Source organism: Streptomyces echinatus (genome assembly GCF_014203595.1).
Lineage (GTDB): Bacteria > Actinomycetota > Actinomycetes > Streptomycetales > Streptomycetaceae > Streptomyces > Streptomyces echinatus.
In genome coordinates this window covers 267496-287212 of sequence record NZ_JACHJK010000004.1, presented here as the reverse complement: position 1 = coordinate 287212, position 19717 = coordinate 267496, and the positions used below count along the sequence as shown (strand labels likewise).

The 19717-nt window shown below is 72.3% G+C and carries 19 protein-coding genes; 7 read left to right on the top strand and 12 right to left on the bottom strand.

The window, feature by feature from the left end:
- Positions 1–56: 56 nt before the first annotated feature.
- Positions 57–1265, top strand: a complete 1209-nt coding sequence (locus tag FHS34_RS13905; protein ID WP_184964834.1) for a nucleotide sugar dehydrogenase — start codon at positions 57–59, stop codon at positions 1263–1265.
- A 361-nt stretch (positions 1266–1626) separates the two neighbouring features.
- Entirely contained in the window at positions 1627–2004 is a 378-nt protein-coding gene (locus tag FHS34_RS13900; RefSeq protein ID WP_308288310.1) for a hypothetical protein, read from the top strand.
- A 65-nt stretch (positions 2005–2069) separates the two neighbouring features.
- Here FHS34_RS13900 and FHS34_RS13895 read toward each other — a convergent pair whose 3' ends face one another.
- From FHS34_RS13895 to FHS34_RS13880, 4 genes are all read right to left on the bottom strand, one after another.
- Positions 2070–3194 carry a GuaB3 family IMP dehydrogenase-related protein gene (locus tag FHS34_RS13895; RefSeq protein WP_184964822.1) on the bottom strand — a complete coding sequence of 375 codons (1125 nt, stop codon included), beginning with the start codon at positions 3192–3194 and terminating at the stop codon, positions 2070–2072.
- Positions 3195–3329: 135 nt separating this feature from the next.
- On the bottom strand, positions 3330–4838 hold the full coding sequence (gene guaB, locus FHS34_RS13890; RefSeq protein ID WP_184964820.1) for an IMP dehydrogenase: 1509 nt from the start codon (positions 4836–4838) through the stop codon (positions 3330–3332).
- Between the two features lie 163 nt (positions 4839–5001).
- The gene (locus FHS34_RS13885; RefSeq protein WP_030641278.1) at positions 5002–5589 is read right to left on the bottom strand and encodes a sigma-70 family RNA polymerase sigma factor; all 588 of its coding nucleotides are present in this window, start codon (positions 5587–5589) and stop codon (positions 5002–5004) included.
- A gap of 873 nt (positions 5590–6462) precedes the next feature.
- A complete protein-coding gene (locus tag FHS34_RS13880) occupies positions 6463–7074 on the bottom strand; it encodes a response regulator transcription factor (RefSeq protein WP_003948568.1) in 612 nt (203 codons plus the stop codon).
- Positions 7075–7455: 381 nt separating this feature from the next.
- Here FHS34_RS13880 and FHS34_RS13875 point away from each other — a divergent pair, with 381 nt between their 5' ends.
- Positions 7456–7785: a WhiB family transcriptional regulator gene (locus FHS34_RS13875; RefSeq protein WP_030345524.1), complete on the top strand. Its 330-nt coding sequence runs from the start codon at positions 7456–7458 to the stop codon at positions 7783–7785.
- Positions 7786–8037: 252 nt separating this feature from the next.
- Here the strand turns inward: FHS34_RS13875 and FHS34_RS13870 are convergent, their stop codons facing one another.
- Positions 8038–8937: a LysR family transcriptional regulator gene (locus FHS34_RS13870; RefSeq protein ID WP_184964818.1), complete on the bottom strand. Its 900-nt coding sequence runs from the start codon at positions 8935–8937 to the stop codon at positions 8038–8040.
- An 80-nt stretch (positions 8938–9017) separates the two neighbouring features.
- On the opposite strand from FHS34_RS13870, the gene FHS34_RS13865 reads away from it, so the two are divergent.
- The 3 genes from FHS34_RS13865 (at position 9018) to FHS34_RS13855 (ending at position 11321) form a co-directional block, all read left to right on the top strand.
- Positions 9018–9686, top strand: a complete 669-nt coding sequence (locus tag FHS34_RS13865; protein WP_184964816.1) for an MOSC domain-containing protein — start codon at positions 9018–9020, stop codon at positions 9684–9686.
- A 76-nt stretch (positions 9687–9762) separates the two neighbouring features.
- A complete protein-coding gene (locus FHS34_RS13860; RefSeq protein WP_184964814.1) occupies positions 9763–10536 on the top strand; it encodes an SDR family NAD(P)-dependent oxidoreductase in 774 nt (257 codons plus the stop codon).
- A 77-nt stretch (positions 10537–10613) separates the two neighbouring features.
- Positions 10614–11321 carry an ester cyclase gene (locus FHS34_RS13855; protein ID WP_184964812.1) on the top strand — a complete coding sequence of 236 codons (708 nt, stop codon included), beginning with the start codon at positions 10614–10616 and terminating at the stop codon, positions 11319–11321.
- Between the two features lie 74 nt (positions 11322–11395).
- Here the strand turns inward: FHS34_RS13855 and groL are convergent, their stop codons facing one another.
- The 4 genes from groL to FHS34_RS13835 form a co-directional block, all read right to left on the bottom strand.
- Complete coding sequence (gene groL / locus FHS34_RS13850) at positions 11396–13024, bottom strand: chaperonin GroEL (RefSeq protein ID WP_184964810.1); 1629 nt, start codon at positions 13022–13024, stop codon at positions 11396–11398.
- Positions 13025–13143: 119 nt separating this feature from the next.
- Entirely contained in the window at positions 13144–13452 is a 309-nt protein-coding gene (gene groES, locus FHS34_RS13845) for a co-chaperone GroES (protein ID WP_004955293.1), read from the bottom strand.
- Positions 13453–13803: 351 nt separating this feature from the next.
- Complete coding sequence (locus FHS34_RS13840; RefSeq protein WP_184964808.1) at positions 13804–14616, bottom strand: polysaccharide deacetylase family protein; 813 nt, start codon at positions 14614–14616, stop codon at positions 13804–13806.
- The gene (locus FHS34_RS13835; protein WP_184964806.1) at positions 14613–15524 is read right to left on the bottom strand and encodes a polysaccharide deacetylase family protein; all 912 of its coding nucleotides are present in this window, start codon (positions 15522–15524) and stop codon (positions 14613–14615) included. Before FHS34_RS13835 ends, FHS34_RS13840 begins: the two co-directional genes overlap by 4 nt.
- 90 nt (positions 15525–15614) lie before the next feature.
- Here FHS34_RS13835 and FHS34_RS13830 point away from each other — a divergent pair, with 90 nt between their 5' ends.
- Positions 15615–16808 carry a class I SAM-dependent methyltransferase gene (locus FHS34_RS13830; RefSeq protein WP_225817593.1) on the top strand — a complete coding sequence of 398 codons (1194 nt, stop codon included), beginning with the start codon at positions 15615–15617 and terminating at the stop codon, positions 16806–16808.
- Here the strand turns inward: FHS34_RS13830 and FHS34_RS13825 are convergent.
- The 3 genes from FHS34_RS13825 to FHS34_RS13815 form a co-directional block, all read right to left on the bottom strand.
- On the bottom strand, positions 16729–18036 hold the full coding sequence (locus tag FHS34_RS13825; protein ID WP_184964802.1) for an RNA polymerase sigma factor: 1308 nt from the start codon (positions 18034–18036) through the stop codon (positions 16729–16731). The genes FHS34_RS13830 and FHS34_RS13825 overlap by 80 nt on opposite strands.
- Before the next feature lie 40 nt (positions 18037–18076).
- Entirely contained in the window at positions 18077–18433 is a 357-nt protein-coding gene (locus FHS34_RS13820; RefSeq protein WP_184964800.1) for a YciI family protein, read from the bottom strand.
- A 187-nt stretch (positions 18434–18620) separates the two neighbouring features.
- The gene (locus FHS34_RS13815) at positions 18621–19679 is read right to left on the bottom strand and encodes an LCP family protein (protein WP_184964798.1); all 1059 of its coding nucleotides are present in this window, start codon (positions 19677–19679) and stop codon (positions 18621–18623) included.
- Positions 19680–19717 lie beyond the last annotated feature (38 nt).

Genomic DNA, 19717 nt, shown 5'->3' with positions numbered 1-19717 from the left:
GTCCACAGCGGTTGCGCACCTGTCCCGCTTCGGCTACTGGGAAGGACGGCCCACGCATGCCCGCAGACCTCGCCGTCATCGGACTCGGCCCCTACGGTTTGCCGCTCGCCCAGGCTGCCGTCGCCGCCGGCATCTCCACCGTCGGCTTTGCCACGGGCCCGGAGGCTGGCCCGCTCAGCGCCGCCGAGCTGCGCCGGATGCACGTGGCGGGATTCCGGCTCGGCACCGAGCCCGCCCAGCTCGGCCGCGTCCGTACGGCAGTGATCTGCGCGCCCACCCCGCGCGGCGCCGACGGCGGACTCGACCTCGGCCAGGTCGAGGCGGCGGCCCGCACCCTGGCCGGAAGACTCCGCCCGCACACCACGGTCATCCTGGAGTCGCCCGTGCTGCCGGGCACGACGGAGGAGTTCCTGCGCCCGCTTCTGGAGAAGGGATCGGGCCTGCGCGCCGGCCGCGACTTCCACCTCGCCTACTCCCCCAGCCGGGTGGACCCCGGCAACCGCGACCACACGCCCGCCAGCACCCCGAAGGTCATCGGCGGCCTCACCCCCGCCTGCACCGAGTCCGCCGCCGCGTTCTACGGCCGGCTCACCGACAAGGTGGTACGCGCGCGCGGCCTGCGCGAGGCGGAGACCGTGCAACTGCTGGAGACCAACTACCGGCATGTCAACATCGCGCTCGTCAACGAGATGGCCGTCCTCTGCCACGAGCTGGGCGTGGACCTGTGGGACGTCATCCGGTGCGCGGAGACGAGGCCGTTCGGCTTCCAGGCGTTCCGGCCCGGCCCGGGCGTCGGCGGGCACGGTGTCCCACAGGACCTGACCGGGCACGCGACCCGCACCCTGCGCATGGTCGAGCTGGCCCAGCAGGTCAACAGCCGGATGCCCCGGTACGTCGTGCAGCGCGCCGCCACCCTCCTCAACGAGCACGGCAAGTCCGCGCGCGGGGCCCGCATCCTGCTCCTCGGCGTCACCTACAAGCCCGACCTCGCCGACCTCCAGGGCACGCCCGCGCGGGAGATCGCCGTGCGGCTGATGGAGTTCGGCGCCTCGGTGAGCTACCACGACCCGTACGTGCCGTCCTGGAACGTCCTGGACCGCCCGGTGCCGCGCGCGGACTCCCTCTACGAAGCCGCGGCCGACGCCGACCTGACCATCCTGCTCCAGCAGCACCGGACGTACGACCTGCAGGGCCTGTCGGTGAAGGCGCAGCTGCTGCTGGACACGCGCGGGGCCACGCCGATGGGGGCGGCACACCGGCTCTGAGGGCGCCACGGACCGGAAACGGTCACGAACGGGAAACGGTCGCACAGGAAAGCGGTCACGGGCGGAAAACAGCCGGGGCGTTGTCGTGCCCGGCTGTTACTGTCCCCCGGACTCACCGCACACACGTGCGTACGGGTCATCCGTACACGTCGTCCATCGCATTCCACATCGGGGGATTTCTGTCATGAGCTAGTCAACGCCGCCGCCTCAGCCGCCGCAGTACGGTCCTGCGGGCGGCAACCCGTACGCCCAGCAGGGCCCGGCCCCCGCCCCGGGAGCGCCGTACCCGCCGCAGCCGGGCGCCTTCGCCCCGCCCGCGCCGCCGGCCGCGCCGGTCCGCAACAACCTGGCGCTCGGCCTGGTGGCCGCGCTCGCCGCCGCCGTGGTCGTCGGTTCCCTCTACGGCCTCATCATCGGCGCCACCGAGCACGAGATCGGCTGGGCGGCCGTCGGCGTCGGCTTCGTCGTCGGCCTCGTGGCCGGCAAGGCCGGCGGCCGCAACCCCGCCCTCCCGGTCATCGGCGCCGTCCTGGCGCTCGGCTCGGTCTACCTCGGTCAGCTGGTCGGCGAGGCGATGCTCATCGCCGACCACTTCCACGTGGGCTTCAACGAGGTCTTCTTCGAGCACCTCGACTCGGTCCAGAAGATCTGGAAGGAAGACGCCGACCCGCTCACCTTCGTCTTCTTCGGCATCGCGGCGTTCGCCGCGTTCTCCGGCGCCAAGAAGGCGGCCGCGTAAGGGCCGCCCACGCGCGCAGGGGCCCGGTCACCGTGCGGTGACCGGGCCCCTGCGCGTCGTACGGGTCAGCGGCGGTGCTGGCTGTCCGCCACCGTCACCTCGACCCGCTGGAACTCCTTGAGCTCGCTGTAGCCGGTGGTGGCCATGGCGCGGCGCAGGGCGCCGAAGAAGTTCATCGAGCCGTCCGGGGTGTGGGACGGCCCCGTGAGGATCTCCTCGACCGTGCCGACCGTGCCCAGGTCGACCTTCTGGCCGCGGGGCAGCTCCTCGTTGACCGCCTCCATGCCCCAGTGGTGGCCCTTGCCGGGCGCGTCCGTGCCCCGGGCCAGCGGAGAGCCCATCATCACCGCGTCGGCGCCGCAGGCGACCGCCTTGGGCAGGTCGCCGGACCAGCCGACACCGCCGTCCGCGATCACGTGCACGTACCGGCCGCCGGACTCGTCCATGTAGTCCCGGCGGGCCGCGGCCACGTCGGCGACGGCGGTGGCCATCGGGACCTGGATGCCGAGGACGTTGCGCGTGGTGTGCGCGGCGCCGCCGCCGAAGCCGACCAGGACGCCGGCCGCGCCGGTGCGCATCAGGTGCAGCGCGGCGGTGTAGGTGGCACAGCCACCGACGATCACCGGGACGTCCAGCTCGTAGATGAACTGCTTCAGGTTCAGCGGCTCGGCCGCGGACGAGACGTGCTCCGCCGAGACCGTCGTGCCGCGGATGACGAAGATGTCCACGCCCGCGTCCACGACCGCCTTGGAGAACTGGGCGGTGCGCTGCGGGGAGAGCGCGGCGGCGGTGACCACGCCGGCGTCACGCACCTCCTTGATGCGGGCGCCGATCAGCTCCTCCTTGATCGGAGCCGCGTAGACCTCCTGGAGGCGGCGGGTCGCCCGCTCGGCCGGCAGCTCGGCGATCTCGTCCAGCAGCGGCTGCGGGTCCTCGTACCGCGTCCACAGACCCTCGAGGTTGAGCACGCCGAGGCCGCCCAGCTCGCCGATGCGGATCGCGGTGGCCGGGGAGACCACGGAGTCCATGGGAGCGGCCAGGAACGGCAGCTCGAAGCGGTAGGCGTCGATCTGCCAGGCGATCGAGACCTCCTTCGGGTCCCGCGTACGGCGGCTGGGGACGACGGCGATGTCGTCGAAGGCGTACGCCCGGCGGCCGCGCTTGCCGCGCCCGATCTCGATCTCAGTCACGTTGGTGGCCTTTCCCTATGCGTTGCAGCGCCTTCCAGTATCGCCGACCGGTACGACAAGAGCGGCCCCGGATGCTCCGGGACCGCCCTGTCATGCCGCACGCGCGCGTGGAGGCGTACGTATGCCGCCCGAGAGCTACCTCTTGCTGCTGTAGTTCGGCGCCTCGACCGTCATCTGGATGTCGTGCGGGTGGCTCTCCTTCAGACCCGCCGAGGTGATCCGCACGAACCGGCCGTTGGACTGCAGGTCGGGCACCGTCCTGCCGCCGACGTAGAACATCGACTGGCGCAGGCCGCCGACCAGCTGGTGGACCACGGAGGACAGCGGGCCGCGGTAGGGCACCTGGCCCTCGATGCCCTCGGGGATCAGCTGCTCGTCGGAGGCGACGCCCTCCTGGAAGTAGCGGTCCTTGGAGAACGACTTGCGGTCGCCGCGGGTCTGCATGGCGCCGAGCGAGCCCATGCCGCGGTACGACTTGAACTGCTTGCCGTTGATGAACAGCAGCTCGCCCGGGGACTCCTCGCAGCCGGCGAGCAGCGAGCCGAGCATCACCGTGTCGGCACCCGCGACGAGCGCCTTGGCGATGTCGCCGGAGTACTGCAGACCGCCGTCGCCGATCACCGGGACACCCGCGTCCTTGGCGGCGAGCGCGGCCTCGTAGATCGCGGTGACCTGCGGGACGCCGACGCCGGCGACCACGCGGGTCGTGCAGATGGAGCCGGGTCCGACGCCGACCTTGATGCCATCGGCACCCGCGTCGACCAGGGCCTGGGCGCCGTCGCGGGTGGCGACGTTGCCGCCGATGACGTCGACGCCGGAGGAGTTCGACTTGATCTTGGCGATCATGTCGCCGACCAGCCGGGAGTGGCCGTGCGCGGTGTCCACGACGATGAAGTCGACACTGGCCTCGATCAGGGCCTGGGCGCGCTCGAAGGAGTCACCGGCCACACCGACCGCCGCGCCGACCAGCAGCCGGCCCTCGGCGTCCTTGGCGGCGTTCGGGTACTGCTCCGCCTTGACGAAGTCCTTGACGGTGATCAGGCCCTTGAGCACACCCTGGTCGTCGACCAGCGGCAGCTTCTCGATCTTGTGCTTGCGCAGCAGCTCCATGGCCTCCGGGCCGGAAATGCCGACCTTGCCGGTGACCAGCGGCATCGGGGTCATGACCTCGTGCACGCGCCGGGTGCGGTCGCTCTCGAAGGCCATGTCACGGTTGGTGACGATGCCGAGGAGCTTCTTGTCGCCGTCGGTCACCGGGACGCCGCTGATGCGGAACCTGGCGCACAGCGCGTCGGCCTCGGCGAGCGTGGCCTCCGGGTGGATGGTGATGGGGTCGGTCACCATGCCGGACTCGGAGCGCTTCACCAGGTCGACCTGGTTGGCCTGGTCCTCGATGGAGAGGTTGCGGTGCAGGACGCCGACGCCGCCCTGGCGGGCCATCGCGATCGCCATGCGGGACTCGGTCACCTTGTCCATGGCAGCGGACAGCAGCGGGATGTTGACCCGCACGTTCCTGGAGACGTACGAGGCGGTGTCGATCTCGTCGGGCGCCATGTCCGACGCGCCCGGCAGCAGCAGCACGTCGTCGTAGGTCAGCCCGAGTGTCGCGAATTTTCCGGGCACTCCGTCGACGTTGGCAGTCATGACACCTTCCCCAAATGGCCTTGATCGGTGCGGATGTCCATGCTAACGGGAAGCATCGCTAGCAAATTCCACGGTACGGGTTCGCTTCAGGCTTCGTATGTTCGTACGGAAACCACGGCGCACCTGTTCAGCGAAGGAGCTACGGGGGCTCCCCGCCCGGTGGTTACTGTTCGGCGAGCGCCCTGAGGCGGCTCAGGGCCCGGTGCTGGGCCACGCGGACCGCGCCGGGTGACATTCCCAACATCTGTCCCGTCTCCTCCGCGGTCAAGCCCACGGCGATACGCAGCAGGAGCAGCTCGCGCTGGTTCTCGGGCAGGTTGGCCAGCAGCTTCTTGGCCCACTCGGCGTCGCTGCTGAGCAGGGCGCGCTCCTCGGGGCCGAGGGAGTCGTCGGGCCGTTCCGGCATCTCGTCGGAGGGCACCGCGGTCGACCCCGGGTGGCGCATCGCGGCGCGCTGGAGGTCGGCGACCTTGTGGGAGGCGATGGCGAAGACGAATGCCTCGAAGGGGCGGCCGGTGTCGCGGTAGCGCGGCAGGGCGAGGAGGACCGCCACGCAGACCTCCTGCGCCAGGTCCTCGACGAAGTGACGCGCGTCGCCGGGAAGGCGGGACAGCCGGGTGCGGCAGTAGCGCAGCGCCAGCGGGTGCACATGCGCGAGCAGATCGTGCGTGGCCTGCTCGTCCCCGTCGACCGCGCGATGCACGAGCGCACCGATCGCTCCGTGGGCCGTGCCCGCCTCGTCGTCGCGCATCGGTCCATGGTGCCTTGCGGCCGTCCGGTCCGTCGCATCGTGTTCGTGGTTGTGCACCGAAGCGTTATGAGCAGGTGCGCCGGCACTCATCCCCTGCGCCCTCCCCTTCCGCTCGACCGACTCGTCCCCGAGAGACTCCACACCTCAAGGATGCGGCATCCGCGCCGAAACGAGCAGCGCGCGTCCGGCGGGCCGCCTTGCACCCGCCCCTCCGCGGGGTTCGGCGACGGGAGCGCGACGGAGCGGAATCCCGCCGTGACGAGGGGTGTCGTGCTCCGGAGAAGTCGCCCTCCGGCACGCCCCACGGGCACGCGGACCCGCCCACCGGCGCGTACGGCGCGGGGGCCGGCCGAGGGCTGGTCGCCTGCCGGCGTGGAACCACGCCGGATCGGCATCGGCACGGCCGCACGCGCCCCGGTCAAGGCGCGGTCCGGTCAGGACGCGCCCGGAACTCCCCCGGCGCACGCGGCATGCCGCCGACTTGGCCTCCCGCGCGCGCCGGGGCGGCCGCCCCGGCATCACCGAAGGGCGCACGAGCCCGCGCGGACGGGGAGACCGCGAACCATGTGGCCGAAGCGACCGCGACCCGCACACACGAAGAGACCGCGATCCATGCGCACGGAGCCACCGCGACCCGCACGCACGAAGCGACCACGCCCCGCGCGGTGGCAGGCCGCCCGCTCCCCGCGACCCCGGCGACTTCGGCAACCGCACCGCACCGCCACTGGGCGGGTCCGGCGGTACGGTCTCGGCCGGCCGCCGCCTCCGCGGGAGCCGCGTACCCGTTCCGCGGGCGGGAGCGCGACCGCCCGTGGGGCCGGGAGCGGGGCCGGGCGGTGCCCGGTGCCGCGCGGCCCGCGGGGCCTGGCACCGTTACCGGACCAGTCCCCAGCGGAAGCCGAGGGCCACCGCGTGGGCCCGGTCCGAGGCGCCGAGCTTCTTGAACAGGCGTCGTGCGTGCGTCTTGACGGTGTCCTCGGAGAGGAACAGCTCACGACCGATCTCGGCGTTCGAGCGGCCGTGGCTCATGCCCTCCAGGACCTGGATCTCACGCGCGGTGAGCGTGGGCGCGGCGCCCATCTCCGCCGAGCGCAGCCGGCGCGGGGCGAGCCGCCAGGTCGGGTCGGCGAGCGCCTGCGTCACCGTGGCGCGCAGCTCCGCGCGCGAGGCGTCCTTGTGCAGGTAGCCACGCGCGCCGGCGGCGACCGCGAGGGCCACACCGTCGAGGTCCTCGGCGACCGTGAGCATGATGATGCGCGCGCCGGGGTCCGCGGAGAGCAGACGGCGCACGGTTTCCACTCCGCCCAGGCCGGGCATGCGCACGTCCATCAGGATGAGGTCGGAGCGGTCGGCGCCCCAGCGGCGGAGGACTTCCTCGCCGTTGGCCGCCGTCGTCACGCGCTCGACACCGGGCACGGTCGCGACCGCGCGGCGGAGCGCTTCTCGGGCAAGCGGGGAGTCGTCGCAGACGAGGACGGATGTCATGACCGCCCTCCGCAGCTGATGCGCGTCACCTTGAGCCTCCAGGCTGGTACGGAATCGTCACCTGTGCGGTCGACCGTCTCGGACGCCTGCCCGAGCTCTTGTGTTTTCAACCGCATCCGCACTCTCAACGACGGTCACTCGAAAGAGTTACGGGGCCGCGTGCCGTCTTCGGCACTCTACGTGAGGGCACCGACACGGTGCAGACATGCCCAACGGACCCTCAACTTTTCATCACAACCTATGCCCCATTCGGCCCCTTTTCTTCCCGTTTCGTAGTGTCCGGGGCTAGATTCGCAATGAGTCATATTTTCATCTCCTTAGACCGGAGATGTACGGTCGTTGGCACCGTATCCGCCCAGAACGGCGACAAGGGGTCACGTAATGGCAGATTTCTCCCGCCTTCCCGGACCGAACGCGGACCTGTGGGACTGGCAGCTGCTGGCTGCCTGCCGCGGGGTGGACAGCTCGCTCTTCTTCCACCCGGAGGGCGAGCGCGGGGCGGCTCGGAGCGCTCGCGAGAACTCGGCCAAGGAGGTCTGCATGAGGTGCCCGGTCCGTGCGGAGTGCGCGGCGCACGCGCTGGCGGTGCGCGAGCCGTACGGCGTCTGGGGCGGCCTGACCGAGGACGAGCGTGAGGAGTTGATGGGGCGCGCGCGCAACCGTCTGGTGGCGGCCTCGACCACCGGCGGGGACACCGCCTCCAACCACTGAAGGAACGTTTCTGCACCCACAGCCCACCGGGTGCGCTCATTTCATCCCCATCTGGGCACGCGTGCGCGTGCCCAGGACTCTGCCGTCGTGACCGCCGGTCCCTCGCGGCGCGCGGCCGGTCCACCGCGTGACCGCCGGCCTGTGGCCGCACCCGCGGGTTCGTCGCCGTACCCACGGGTTCGTCGCCGTACCCACGGGCGCCCGCCGGACGCGCGGGCCCTTCGCCGTGGCCGCCGGTCCGCCGTCGGGCCTCTACGCGCGCCCGGCCGCCCTGGCCAGTTGGTCCAGCGTCGCCGACACGGCCGGCACCTGTGCCAGGTCGGGCAGGGTGAGGGCGACGATCTCGCGCCGTACCGCCGGCTCCAGCCGGACCGTGCGCGCGCCGCGCGGCCGTACCGACTCCACGGCCAGCTGGGGCAGCACGGCGACACCGAGGCCCGCGCCGACCAGGCCGACCACGGCCGGATAGTCGTCGGTGGCGAAGTCGATGCGCGGGGTGAAGCCGGCCCCCTCGCACACCTCGATCAGCTGACCCCGGCAGCGCGGGCAGCCGGCGATCCAGGGCTCGCGGGCCAGCTCGCCGATGGCGACGCTCTCCGCGCGCGCGAGCCGGTGCCGTTCCGGCACGAGGGCGACCAGCCGGTCCGTCAGCAGGGGACGTACGACGAGATCGTCCCAGTCCTCGGCGACCGCCGCCCCCTCGTACCGGAAGGCGAGGGCCAGGTCGCAGTCGCCTTCGCGCAGCAGTCCGACGGACTTCGGGGGCTCGGCCTCCTCCAGGGAGACGCGGGTGCCGGGGTGGGCGGCGCGCAGGGCGGCCAGGGCCGTCGGGACCAGGGTGGAGCTGCCGCTGGGGAAGGAGACCAGCCGGACCCGGCCCGCGCGCAGGCCGGCGATGGCGGCGACCTCCTCCTCGGCCGCGGTGAGCCCGGCGAGGATGCCGGAGGCGTGCCGGACGAGGGCCTCGCCCGCCTGGGTGAGGCGCATCTCGCGCCCGTTGCGGACCAGCAGCGGGGTGCCGACCGAGGCTTCCAGGGCCTTCATCTGCTGGCTGACGGCGGGCTGGGTGCAGCCCAGCTCGCGCCCCGCCGCCGAGAAGGAACCGGTGGTGGCGACGGCGCGCAGGACGCGGAGGTGACGGGCCTCGATCACCCGTCGAGCATAAGGCAGCCTTGGGTGAGGCACCCGATCTCGCGTAGGCGCTTTGGGCGAGGATCACATAGCGTGCAGGGATGAAGCTTCTCTCCGTCAACCTGGGCCGCCCCCGGCCGGTGACCTACACGAGTCAGCCGGACGGCCTGACCGGTATCGACAAGCGCCCGGCCGAGGGGCCGGTGCGGGTGGCGGCGCCCGGTCCCAAGGGGGTCGGCGCGAGCGGGCTGGCCGGGGACGCGGTGTGCGAGACCCGCCACCACGGCGGGGACGACCAGGCGGTGTACGCGTTCGCCCGCGAGGAGCTCGACGAGTGGGAGCGCGAACTCGGCCGATCGTTGGCCAACGGTTGCTTCGGGGAGAACCTGACGACGGCCGGTCTGGACGTGTCCGGGGCACTGATCGGCGAGCGCTGGCTGATCGGTTCCGGGGTGGTGCTGGAGGTGACCTCGGGCCGCATCCCGTGCAACACGTTCCAGGGCCATCTGGACGAACGCGGCTGGGTCAAGAGGTTCACACGGAAGGGCGCAACGGGTGCCTACCTCCGGGTGATCGAGCCGGGCGAGATCCGGGCGGGGGATCCGGTCGAGATCGTGCACCGGCCGGACCACGGTGTGACGGCGGCGCTGCAGTTCCGCGCGGTCACCACCGAGCGGGAACTTCTGCCCCGGCTGCTCGCGGCGGGCGACGCGCTGCACCCGGAGGCCCTGGAGAAGGCCCGGAAGTACGCGGCGGAGCACAGGGGCTGACCGGCCGTCAGGGCGGTGCGGGGCGTGCCGCGCGCGGGCAGCGGAGGCTGTCGGTCCGGGTCACTACCCTTGGGCCATGACAACGGCTCTGATTACGGGATCGACCGCGGGAATCGGTGCCGCGTTCGCGCGGCGGCTCGCGGCTGACGGCCATGACCTCGTCCTGGTGGCGCGGGACACCAAACGGCTGCGGGAACAGGCGACGGAACTGCACGACCGGCACGGCGTCGAGGTGGAGGTGCTCACCGCCGACCTGGCGCAGGACAAGGGGATCGAGACGGTGGCCGACCGGCTCGGCGACCGGAAGAACCCGGTCGACCTGCTGGTGAACAACGCCGGCTTCGGCAACAAGGGCCGCTATCTGGACGTGTCGATGGCGGACGAGCTGAGGATGCTGAAGGTGCACTGCGAGGCGGTGCTCCGGCTGACGTCCGCGGCGGCCGGGGCGATGCGCGAGCGCGGCCGGGGCGGGGTGGTGAACGTCGCCTCGGTGGCCGCCTTCGTCCCGCGCGGCACGTACGGCGCGTCCAAGGCGTGGGTCGTGCAGTTCACCCAGGGCGCGGCGAAGGACCTGGCCGGGAGCGGGGTGCGGCTGATGGCGCTGTGCCCGGGGTTCGTGCGCACCGAGTTCCACCAGCGGGCCGGCATGGGCACGGACAACATCCCCGGCTGGATGTGGCTGGACGCCGACAAGCTGGTCGCGGCGGCCCTGGCCGACCTCGCGCGCGGCAAGTCGCTGTCCGTCCCGGATCCGCGGTACAAGGCGCTGATGGGTCTGGTGAAGGTGACGCCGCGTGGGCTGCTGGGCGGGATCAGCACCCGCACGGGGCGCAAGTACGGGCCGCAGTAGCGGACGGGTGGCGCCGCCGTCCCGGTGGGAAGATGGGCGGGACGGTTACCGGGCCAAGGGGGGCCTAAGGCGGCGTCATGACCTTCGTACAGCTCATCGAGTGCAGGACGAGCCGGCTGGACGAGATGAACCGGCTCATGGACGACTGGGTCCAGCGGACCAAGGGGACGCGGACGGCGACGCACGCGGTGGTCGGCACGGACCGCTCGGACGCGTCGCACGTCGTCGAAGTGGTGGAGTTCCCCTCGTACGAGGAGGCGATGCGGAACTCGAACCTCCCGGAGACCGACCGGATCTTCCGGGGGCTGGTCGCGCTGTGCGACGAGATGCCGACGTTCACCGACCTGGACGTCGTCCGGGACGAACGCCTGTCCGAGCACGTCGTGCGCGGGTTCTTCGAGGCGCTCTGCGCGGCGGGCGAGCTGCCTCCGCTGAACGACCTGCTCGACGAGGACATCCACAGCCACGACCCGATGAACCCGCTGGACACCATCGGTCTGGACAACACCCGCGCCGAGTTCCGGATGTGGCGCGGCGCCTTCGACTTCGCGTTCACGATCGAGGACGTGTTCGCCCAGGGCGACCGGGCCTGCGCGCGGTGGACCTGGCGGGCCACGCACCGCGGTGACTTCCTGGGGATCGCGCCGACCGGCAGACGGGTCGGCATGACCGGGATGACGCTGTTCCGGTTCGGCGCCGACGGCAAGATCGCCGAGCTGTGGTGGCAGCACGACCAGCTGGGCCTGATGCAGCAGCTGGGCGCCCTCGACGAGTTGGAGCAGTAGACCGGGCGGGCGGACAGGGCGAAGGCCCGGCCCCCTCGGCGGGGTACCGGGCCTTCACTCACGGGCGGTTCGCCTCAGTGGGCGTGGCCGTGGCCGTGGCCGTGGCCGGCGGCCTCCGGCTCCTCTTCCTTCTTCTCGACGACCAGGGTCTCGGTCGTGAGCAGCAGGGAGGCGATGGAGGCGGCGTTCTCCAGGGCGGAGCGGGTCACCTTGACCGGGTCGATGACGCCGGCCTTGACCAGGTCGCCGTACTCGCCGGTGGCGGCGTTGTAGCCCTGGCCCTTGTCCAGGTCCTTGACCTTGGACACGATGACGTAGCCCTCCTGGCCGGCGTTCTCGCCGATCCAGCGCAGCGGCTCGACCACGGCGTTGCGGACCACGGCGACACCGGTGGCCTCGTCGCCGGTCTTGTCGAGGTTGCCCTCCAGCACCTTGGAGGCGTGGACCAGGGCGGAGCCACCACCGGAGACGATGCCCTCCTCGACCGCGGCGCGGGTCGCGGAGATGGCGTCCTCCAGACGGTGCTTCTTCTCCTTCAGCTCCACCTCGGTGGCGGCGCCGACCTTGATCACGCACACGCCGCCGGCCAGCTTCGCGAGGCGCTCCTGGAGCTTCTCGCGGTCCCAGTCGGAGTCGGTGTTCTCGATCTCGGCCTTGATCTGGGCGACGCGGCCCGTCAGGTCCTCCTGCTTGCCGCCACCCTCGACGATCGTGGTGTCGTCCTTGGTGACGGTGACGCGGCGGGCGGAGCCGAGCACGTCGACGCCGACCTGGTCGAGCTTGAGGCCGACCTCCTCGGAGATGACGGTGGCGCCGGTGAGGACGGCCATGTCCTGGAGCATCGCCTTGCGGCGGTCGCCGAAGCCGGGGGCCTTCACCGCGACGGCGTTGAAGGTGCCGCGGATCTTGTTGACGACCAGGGTCGACAGGGCCTCGCCCTCGAGGTCCTCGGCGATGATCAGCAGCGGCTTGGAGGAGCCGGCCTGGATGACCTTCTCCAGCAGCGGCAGCAGGTCCTGGATGGAGGAGATCTTGCCCTGGTTGATGAGGATGTACGGGTCCTCGAGGACGGCCTCCATGCGCTCCTGGTCCGTCACGAAGTACGGCGACAGGTAGCCCTTGTCGAAGGCCATGCCCTCGGTGAAGTCCAGCTCCAGACCGAAGGTGTTGGACTCCTCGACGGTGATGACACCGTCCTTGCCGACCTTGTCCATCGCCTCGGCGATCAGCTCGCCGACCTGCTGGTCCTGGGCGGACAGCGCGGCGACGGCGGCGATGTCGGACTTCTCGTCGATCGGGCGGGCCGACGCGAGCAGGTCCTCGGAGACGGCCTTGACGGCGGCGTCGATGCCCTTCTTCAGGGCGGCCGGGGAGGCGCCGGCGGCGACGTTCTTCAGGCCCTCGCGCACCAGCGCCTGGGCGAGCACGGTGGCGGTGGTGGTGCCGTCACCCGCGATGTCGTTGGTCTTGGTCGCCACCTCCTTCACCAGCTGCGCACCGAGGTTCTCGTACGGGTCCTCGATCTCGACCTCGCGGGCGATCGTGACACCGTCGTTGGTGATGGTGGGGGCACCGAACTTCTTGTCGATGACGACGTTGCGGCCCCTGGGGCCGATCGTCACCTTGACGGTGTCGGCAAGCTTGTTGACGCCGCGCTCAAGGGCGCGACGGGCGTCCTCGTCGAACTTCAGGATCTTCGCCATGGCAGCGGGAGCCCTCTCGGAAATCTGTGGGTGAAAAACGCCGCGCCCCGGGCGCCCGGCTTCTTATCGATCGCGGGGGGCCAGGGGCGCGGCTTCAAGCAGAGAGTCGCTTGAGGTGACTACTTCTCGATGATCGCGAGGACGTCGCGAGCCGAGAGGACGAGGTACTCGTCGCCGTTGTACTTCACCTCGGTGCCGCCGTACTTGCTGTAGAGGACGACGTCGCCGACCTTGACGTCGAGCGGCAGGCGCTCGCCGTTCTCGAACCGGCCCGGGCCCACGGCGAGGACGGCGCCCTCCTGGGGCTTCTCCTTCGCAGTGTCCGGGATGACCAGGCCAGAGGCCGTGGTCTGCTCGGCGTCCAGCGGCTGGACCACGATGCGGTCCTCGAGCGGCTTGATGGCAACCTTGGAGCTGGCGGTCGTCACGATCCGACCTCCCCCTTCGGAGATCTCACGGGGTTAACTGTCTGAGGTGGCGACCAGGTCGATCCGTCGTCGCGGGTGCCGGACCTGCCCGTCGCGTTTGTTGGCACTCTCACCTGCGGAGTGCCAGAGCCGAGACTATGACCGGGGTTAGCACTCGGTCAAGCGGAGTGCCAATTGCCGTGCGGCGCGTCGGGCGGAAACCGTGTGGGGCGGGGTGTCCTGGAGCGGGTGTCGCCGGCCGCCGTTCCCGGGGGCTGCCGCCCCCGGACCCCCGCTGTCGGGCCCGGCGGCCCTCGTCCTCGAACGCCGGACGGGCGGGATTTCCGCGGTCGGGCCGTGCTCCCAATGGCTCTACAGGTAGTCCTCCAGGCGCCCCACCGTCAGGCCCTCCTGCTGTGCCGCTCTCAGTACCCGTACCGTGCGCTCGCGCAGGGAGAGGTCCGTCGGCCCGTCGGGGGCGACCAGGACGATGTCGCCGGGGCGGAGCCGGCGGGGGCCGTGGGTGCAGGTGAGGCCGGCCGGGGTGAGCGTGACGCGCCACAGGACGAGCGCGGAGATCCCGCAGTCGGCCGCGGCGCGCAGGGTGACGGGGTCGTAGGAGCCGTGGGACGGTCGGAAGAGGCGGGGACGGACGCCGAGGCGGGTGCGGAGGCGGTCCTGCTGCCCGCAGATCTCGGCGCGCTGCTCGGCGTAGGGCAGCCCGGCCGGGGCGCGGTGGCCGACGGTGTGGTTCTGGATGCCGGCGCCGAGGTCGCGCAGGCGGGCGGAGTGGCCGTGGCCCGGGGCGGCGAGACCGTCGGTGAGGAAGAGGGTGACGGGGAGCCGGAGTTCGCGGACCATGTCGACGAACCGGGGGTCCCGCTCGGCGCCGTCGTCGTAGGTGAGGAAGACGACCGGGTCGCGGGTGGGGACGCGGTCGGCCACCGGGGGCAGCTCGTGCGTCCCCGGGTGATCGGCGAGCGGCCGGGCCGGGTGCACCGGGGAGCGGGCGAGCGGCCGGGCGAGGCCCCAGTGCCGGTAGCCGAGGTCGGCGGCGGTGCGGTGCGGACGCACCCCTTCGGCGGCCTTCTTGCCGAGGCGTTCGATGGGGTCCACGGACTGGGCGCAGCCCGTGAGGAGCAGGGCCGAGGCGAGGACCGCGGCGGGGCCCCGCACGCGCCTCACAGGTAGTCCTCCAGGCGGGCCACGGCGAAGCCCTCGCGCGTGACCTTGTTCAGGAACCGGCGCATGTCGTCGACCATCGTGCCGTTCCAGTCGTCCCGGCCGCGGAAGTGGGTGAGCACGATGTCGCCCCGGCGCATCCGCTGGTCGTCCTCGCGGTACTCCCAGTGGTCGACGAAGACCTCCTCGTTCCAGATCGGCGCGTACTTGATGCCGCAGGACTTGGCGGCGACCAGGGTGTCCTGGTTGTAGTTGCCGTAGGGCGGGCGGAAGACCGTGGGCGCCTTGCCGAACTGCTTCTTCATCACGTCCTGCATGCCGCAGATCTCGTCCCGCTGCTCCTCGTAGGACAGGCCGGGCAGATAGGGGTGGTGCAGGGTGTGGTTGTTGAGCGTGTTGCCGTCGGCGCGCATCCTGCGGAAGTACGCGTAGTCGTCCTTCACCAGGTAGTCGCTGAGGAAGGCGGTGTACGGGACGTTCAGCTCCCGCATCATGGCGAGGAACCGCGGGTCCTTCTCGGCCCCGTCGTCGATCGTGAGGAAGACGACCTTCCGGTCGGTGGGCACGGTGGTGAAGACGGGGGGCAGGTCCCAGTCCTCCTGGTGGTCCACCTCGAACCCGTCGCGGGCGGTGATCCTCGGCTTCCTCGCGGGCGGCGGCGGGGGCGCCAGCGGAGCCTGGTCCAGTCCCCAGCGCCGGGCGGCGGCGACCAGCCGGGCGTGTTCGGCGGCCTGGCGGGCCTCGGGCCCCAGGGCCTGCGCGGGGTCGCGCCTGACGGGCGCCGAGCGCACGGCGTCGGGTCCGGCGCAGCCGGAGAGCAGGGCGGCGGTGGCGAGCGCGGCGGCTCCGCCGCCCAGGGCCAGCCGCCGGAGACGCGTCCGACTTTTGTCATTTTGTACTACTGCTCGCATGGCCCCGGATCCTCCCAGGCCCCGGCCCGCGCCCCGGGCCGACACCGCCGCCGGAGGCGCACCATCCACCGACTGGCCCACAATGACCCGGTGAACGACCTCGCTCTGCTCCTCACCCCCGAAGGCCGCGCCCTCCTCGACGAGGTGCGCGACACCGAGCCCGCGCAGGAGCTGGCCGTGGCCACCCGGCTGCGCCGTGACCACCCGGCCGAGCTGGTCTCGGCCGCGCTCGGTCAGGCCCGGCTGCGGCAGCGGGCGGTGGCGAAGTTCGGGGCCGAGGACGCCGGGCGGATGTTCTTCACCCCGAACGGGGTCGAGCAGTCGACACGGACCAGCGTGGCGACGTACCGGGCCCGGCGGCTGAAGGAACTGGGCGTGACCTGCGTCGCCGACCTGTGCTGCGGCATCGGCGGGGACGCCGTCGCGCTGGCCCGGGCCGGGATCCGGGTGCTGGCCGTGGACCGGGACCCGCTGACGGCGGCCGTGGCCCGGGCGAACGCCGAGGCACTGGGGCTGGCCGGGCTGATCGAGGTGCGGGAGGCCGACGTCACGGAGGTGGACACCGCCGGGTACGACGCGGTGTTCGTGGACCCGGCGCGCCGGGGCGGGCGCGGGAGGGTGTTCGACCCGGAGGCGTACTCACCGCCGCTGTCCTGGGCCGTCGAGACCGCCGCCCGGGCGCCGCACGCCGCCCTGAAGATCGCCCCCGGCATCCCGCACGAGGTGGTCCCGGCCGCGGCCGAGGCGGAGTGGATCTCCGACGGCGGCGACGTGAAGGAGGCGGTGCTGTGGTTCGGCACCGGCGCGCCGGGCGCCGTGCGGGCCACACTGCTGCCGGGCCCGCGCACGCTGCTCGGCCGCGGACTGCCCGACCCCGCGGTCCGGCCGGTCGGGCGGTACCTCTACGAGCCGGACGGCGCCGTGATCCGCGCGCACCTGGTCGCGGAGGTGGCCGAGGAGGTCGGCGGCGGCCTCCTCGACGCGACCATCGCGTACGTCACCGCCGACGAGCCGCGGCCCACTCCGTACGCCACCGCCTACGAGATCACCGACCGGATGCCGTTCAACGTCAAGAAGCTGAAGGCCCTGCTGCGGGAGCGCGAGGTCGGCACGCTGACCGTGAAGAAGCGCGGCTCGGCGGTCGAGCCGGAGGAACTGCGCCGCAAGGTCAGGCCACAGGGCCCGAACGCGGCCACGGTCTTCCTCACCCGGGTGGCGGGGGCGCCGACGATGCTGATCGGGGCGCCGGTGCGGGCGGGGGACCGAGCGTCCGCGCCCGGCTGAGCAGCAGGTCCCGCTCCTTCTCGTTGCGGGCCAGCCCCGCCGCCCGGGTGAACTCCTCGCGGGCCTCGGCGGTACGGCCGAGCCGGGCCAGCAGGTCGCCGCGGACGCTGGGCAGCAGGTGGTAGTCGCGCAGCGCGGGGACGGCGGCCAGGGCGTCCACCAGCCGCAGGCCCTCGGCCGGGCCGTCGGCCATCGACACGGCGACCGCCCGGTTCAGCTCGACCACCGGGGACGGCGCGCGAGCGGCCAGCAGGCCGTACAGGGTGGCGATGGCACGCCAGTCGGTCTCCTCGTAGGTGTACGCGTGCGCGTGGCAGGCGGCGATGGCCGCCTGCAGGGCGTACGGGCCCGGGGGTCCGTCGGCGGTGGCCTCGGCGCGCTCCAGGGCGCGGACCCCGCGCCCGATGAGCATGCGGTTCCAGCGGCGGCGGTTCTGGTCCCTCAGCAGCACCGGCTCGCCGTCCGGGCCGGTGCGGGCGGCGGTGCGGGACGCCTGGAACTCCAGCAGCGCGGTCAGGCCGTGCACCTCCGGCTCCTTGGGCATCAGCGCGGACAGGACGCGGGCCAGCCGCAGCGCGTCCTCGCACAGGCCGGGGCGCAGCCAGTCGTCGCCGGCGGTGGCCGCGTAGCCCTCGTTGAAGATCAGGTAGATGACGTCCAGGACGGAGCCGAGGCGGGCCTCGCGGTCGGGCCCGTACGGCACCTCGAAGGCGACGTTCTTCGCGGCGAGCGTGCGTTTGGCGCGGACGATCCGCTGGGCGATCGTCGGCTCGGGGACCAGGTGGGAGCGGGCGATCTCGGCCGTGGTCAGGCCGCCGAGCAGGCGCAGGGTGAGCGCGGTGCGGGCCTGCGGGGACAGCACCGGGTGGCAGGTGGTGAAGACCAGCCGGAGCAGGTCGTCGTCGATGTCGTCCGGGTCGGCCGGTTCCTCCGGCGGGGCGGTGGTCTCCAGGTCCCGGCCGATCTCGGCGAGTTTGCGGGCGTAGGTCTCGCGGCGCCGGACCAGGTCGACGGCCCGGTGCCGGGCCGTGGCCGTGAGCCAGGCGCCGGGGTTGTCGGGCACCCCTTCCCGGGGCCACCGCTCCAGGGCGGCGACCAGGGCGTCCTGTGCCAGTTCCTCGGCGATGCCGATGTCCCGCACGATGCGGGCGACGGCGGCGACGACCCGCGGGGACTCCAGCCGGAAGACGGTCTCGATCGTGTGTGCCGCGGTGGGCTGTGCTTCCACAGCCCACCATGCAACACCCCCGGGCGGCCGAGGGCCAGGATCAGCCCTCCGCGATCTCCCGGACCTCGCAGGTGATGGTCCAGAACTCCTCGTGGACCTGAAGGAACCGCTTGGTCCACTCCAGGGCCTCGGCCCGGTCCTTGCACTGCATGAGCGCGTACCCCCCGATGACCTCCTTGGACTCGGTGAACGGCCCGTCGGTGACGGAGATCTTCCCGCCCTCCCAGTGCACCCGGGTGCCCTGGGCGGACGGGGTGAGCCCGGCGGTGTCGAGCATGACGCCCGCCTTGGTGACCTCCTCGATCAGCTCGCCCATCCGGCGCATGAGCTCCTCGCTGGGGCCCTCGGCGGGGGCGGCGGACTCGTCGATGCGGATGAGCGACAGGTAGCGGGGCATGGTGGCTCCTTCGGCCGGGCGGCGGGGCCGTTCCCCACCGCTCACCCAGGCGTCGAACGGGAGACACCCGGATCGACACGCTCGCGAGAAAATCTCCGGGACTTTTTTCCGCCCCTGCTCGCCGCCCCGCCCGCCGCCCGGTGCGCCGCCCCTCCGTGCCCTCCCGCCGGCCGCCCTCTTCCGGCGCTCAGCGCAATGAAGTCCAGAGCCGGTCCGCCCCGGGCTGCTCGGGAATCACCCGGTTGGGGTCGGAGGGTGCCGTGACGACCGGCATGGTCACCGTCCTCATCCGGTCGGCGGTCAGGCCCCTCAGGCTCCGGCCGAGGCCGATCAGCTCGCCGAGGGAGTCCAGGCCGGTGTCGGTGGTGAGGCCGGCGGTGACGGCGTCGGCGGCCTGGTACAGCCTGGCCGGGTCGGTGAGCAGGCCGGCGTCCCCGATCCGCTCCAGCAGGGCCTTGACCAGCGTCTGCTGCAGCCCTATGCGGCCCAGGTCGCTGCCGTCGCCTATGCCGTGCCGGGTGCGGGCGAGGGCCAGGGCCCGCTTGCCGTCGAGATGGTGGGTGCCGGCCTCCAGGTGGAGGTGGCTCTTGTCGTCGTCGATGTCCTGGCCGGTGGTGACGTCGACCCCGCCGAGCGCGTCGACGAGCCTCGCGAAGCCGGAGAAGTCGATTTCCAGGTAGTGGTCCATGCGGACGCCGGTGAGCGACTCGGCGGTCTTCACCGCGCACACCGGACCCCCCACCGAGTAGGCGCTGTTGAACATGGCGCCGTGCGCCGGCGCCGCGGTGCCGCCGGAGGCGAGCGGGCAGGACGGGCGGGTGACGAGCGTGTCGCGCGGGATGCTGACCACGGTGGCCGTGGTCCGGCCCGCGTCGACGTGCACGACCATCGCGGTGTCGGACCGGGCCCCGGAGGTGTCGTCGCCACCGCCCAGTTCCGCGTTGGCGGTGCCGTCGCGCGAGTCCGAGCCGAGGACCAGGATGTTCAGGGAGCCGGTGGGCAGGGGCGAGGCGTCGGCCGGGGCGGTCGCGGCCGGGCCGGTCACCGCCCGGGCGGGCCGGTCGTCGCCGAGCGCGCCGTTGATGTCGACGCTGGTGATGTTGGCGTTCAGGTGCCAGTACACCCAGCCGGCGGCCGCCGCGCCCAGCACCAGGGTGCCCGCCAGAGTGAGGCCGGCGATCCTCAGCGCCTTCGGCCGCCGGCCCACCCGTCCGCCCGTGCCGCCCTGCTCCTCGTGTCGCGTCACGTCAGGAACGTAAGTCCGAATGATGAGGAAACTGTTAG

Bases quoted from the DNA above. Each gene is read 5' to 3' on its own strand.
- FHS34_RS13905 (WP_184964834.1), top strand. From the start codon at position 57: ATGCCCGCAGACCTCGCCGTCATCGGACTCGGCCCCTACGGTTTGCCG.
- guaB (WP_184964820.1), bottom strand. From the start codon at position 4,838: ATGACTGCCAACGTCGACGGAGTGCCCGGAAAATTCGCGACACTCGGG.
- FHS34_RS13885 (WP_030641278.1), bottom strand. From the start codon at position 5,589: ATGCGCGACGACGAGGCGGGCACGGCCCACGGAGCGATCGGTGCGCTC.
- FHS34_RS13880 (WP_003948568.1), bottom strand. From the start codon at position 7,074: ATGACATCCGTCCTCGTCTGCGACGACTCCCCGCTTGCCCGAGAAGCG.
- FHS34_RS13875 (WP_030345524.1), top strand. From the start codon at position 7,456: ATGGCAGATTTCTCCCGCCTTCCCGGACCGAACGCGGACCTGTGGGAC.
- FHS34_RS13865 (WP_184964816.1), top strand. From the start codon at position 9,018: ATGAAGCTTCTCTCCGTCAACCTGGGCCGCCCCCGGCCGGTGACCTAC.
- FHS34_RS13860 (WP_184964814.1), top strand. From the start codon at position 9,763: ATGACAACGGCTCTGATTACGGGATCGACCGCGGGAATCGGTGCCGCG.
- FHS34_RS13855 (WP_184964812.1), top strand. From the start codon at position 10,614: ATGACCTTCGTACAGCTCATCGAGTGCAGGACGAGCCGGCTGGACGAG.
- groL (WP_184964810.1), bottom strand. From the start codon at position 13,024: ATGGCGAAGATCCTGAAGTTCGACGAGGACGCCCGTCGCGCCCTTGAG.
- FHS34_RS13835 (WP_184964806.1), bottom strand. From the start codon at position 15,524: ATGCGAGCAGTAGTACAAAATGACAAAAGTCGGACGCGTCTCCGGCGG.
- FHS34_RS13820 (WP_184964800.1), bottom strand. From the start codon at position 18,433: ATGCCCCGCTACCTGTCGCTCATCCGCATCGACGAGTCCGCCGCCCCC.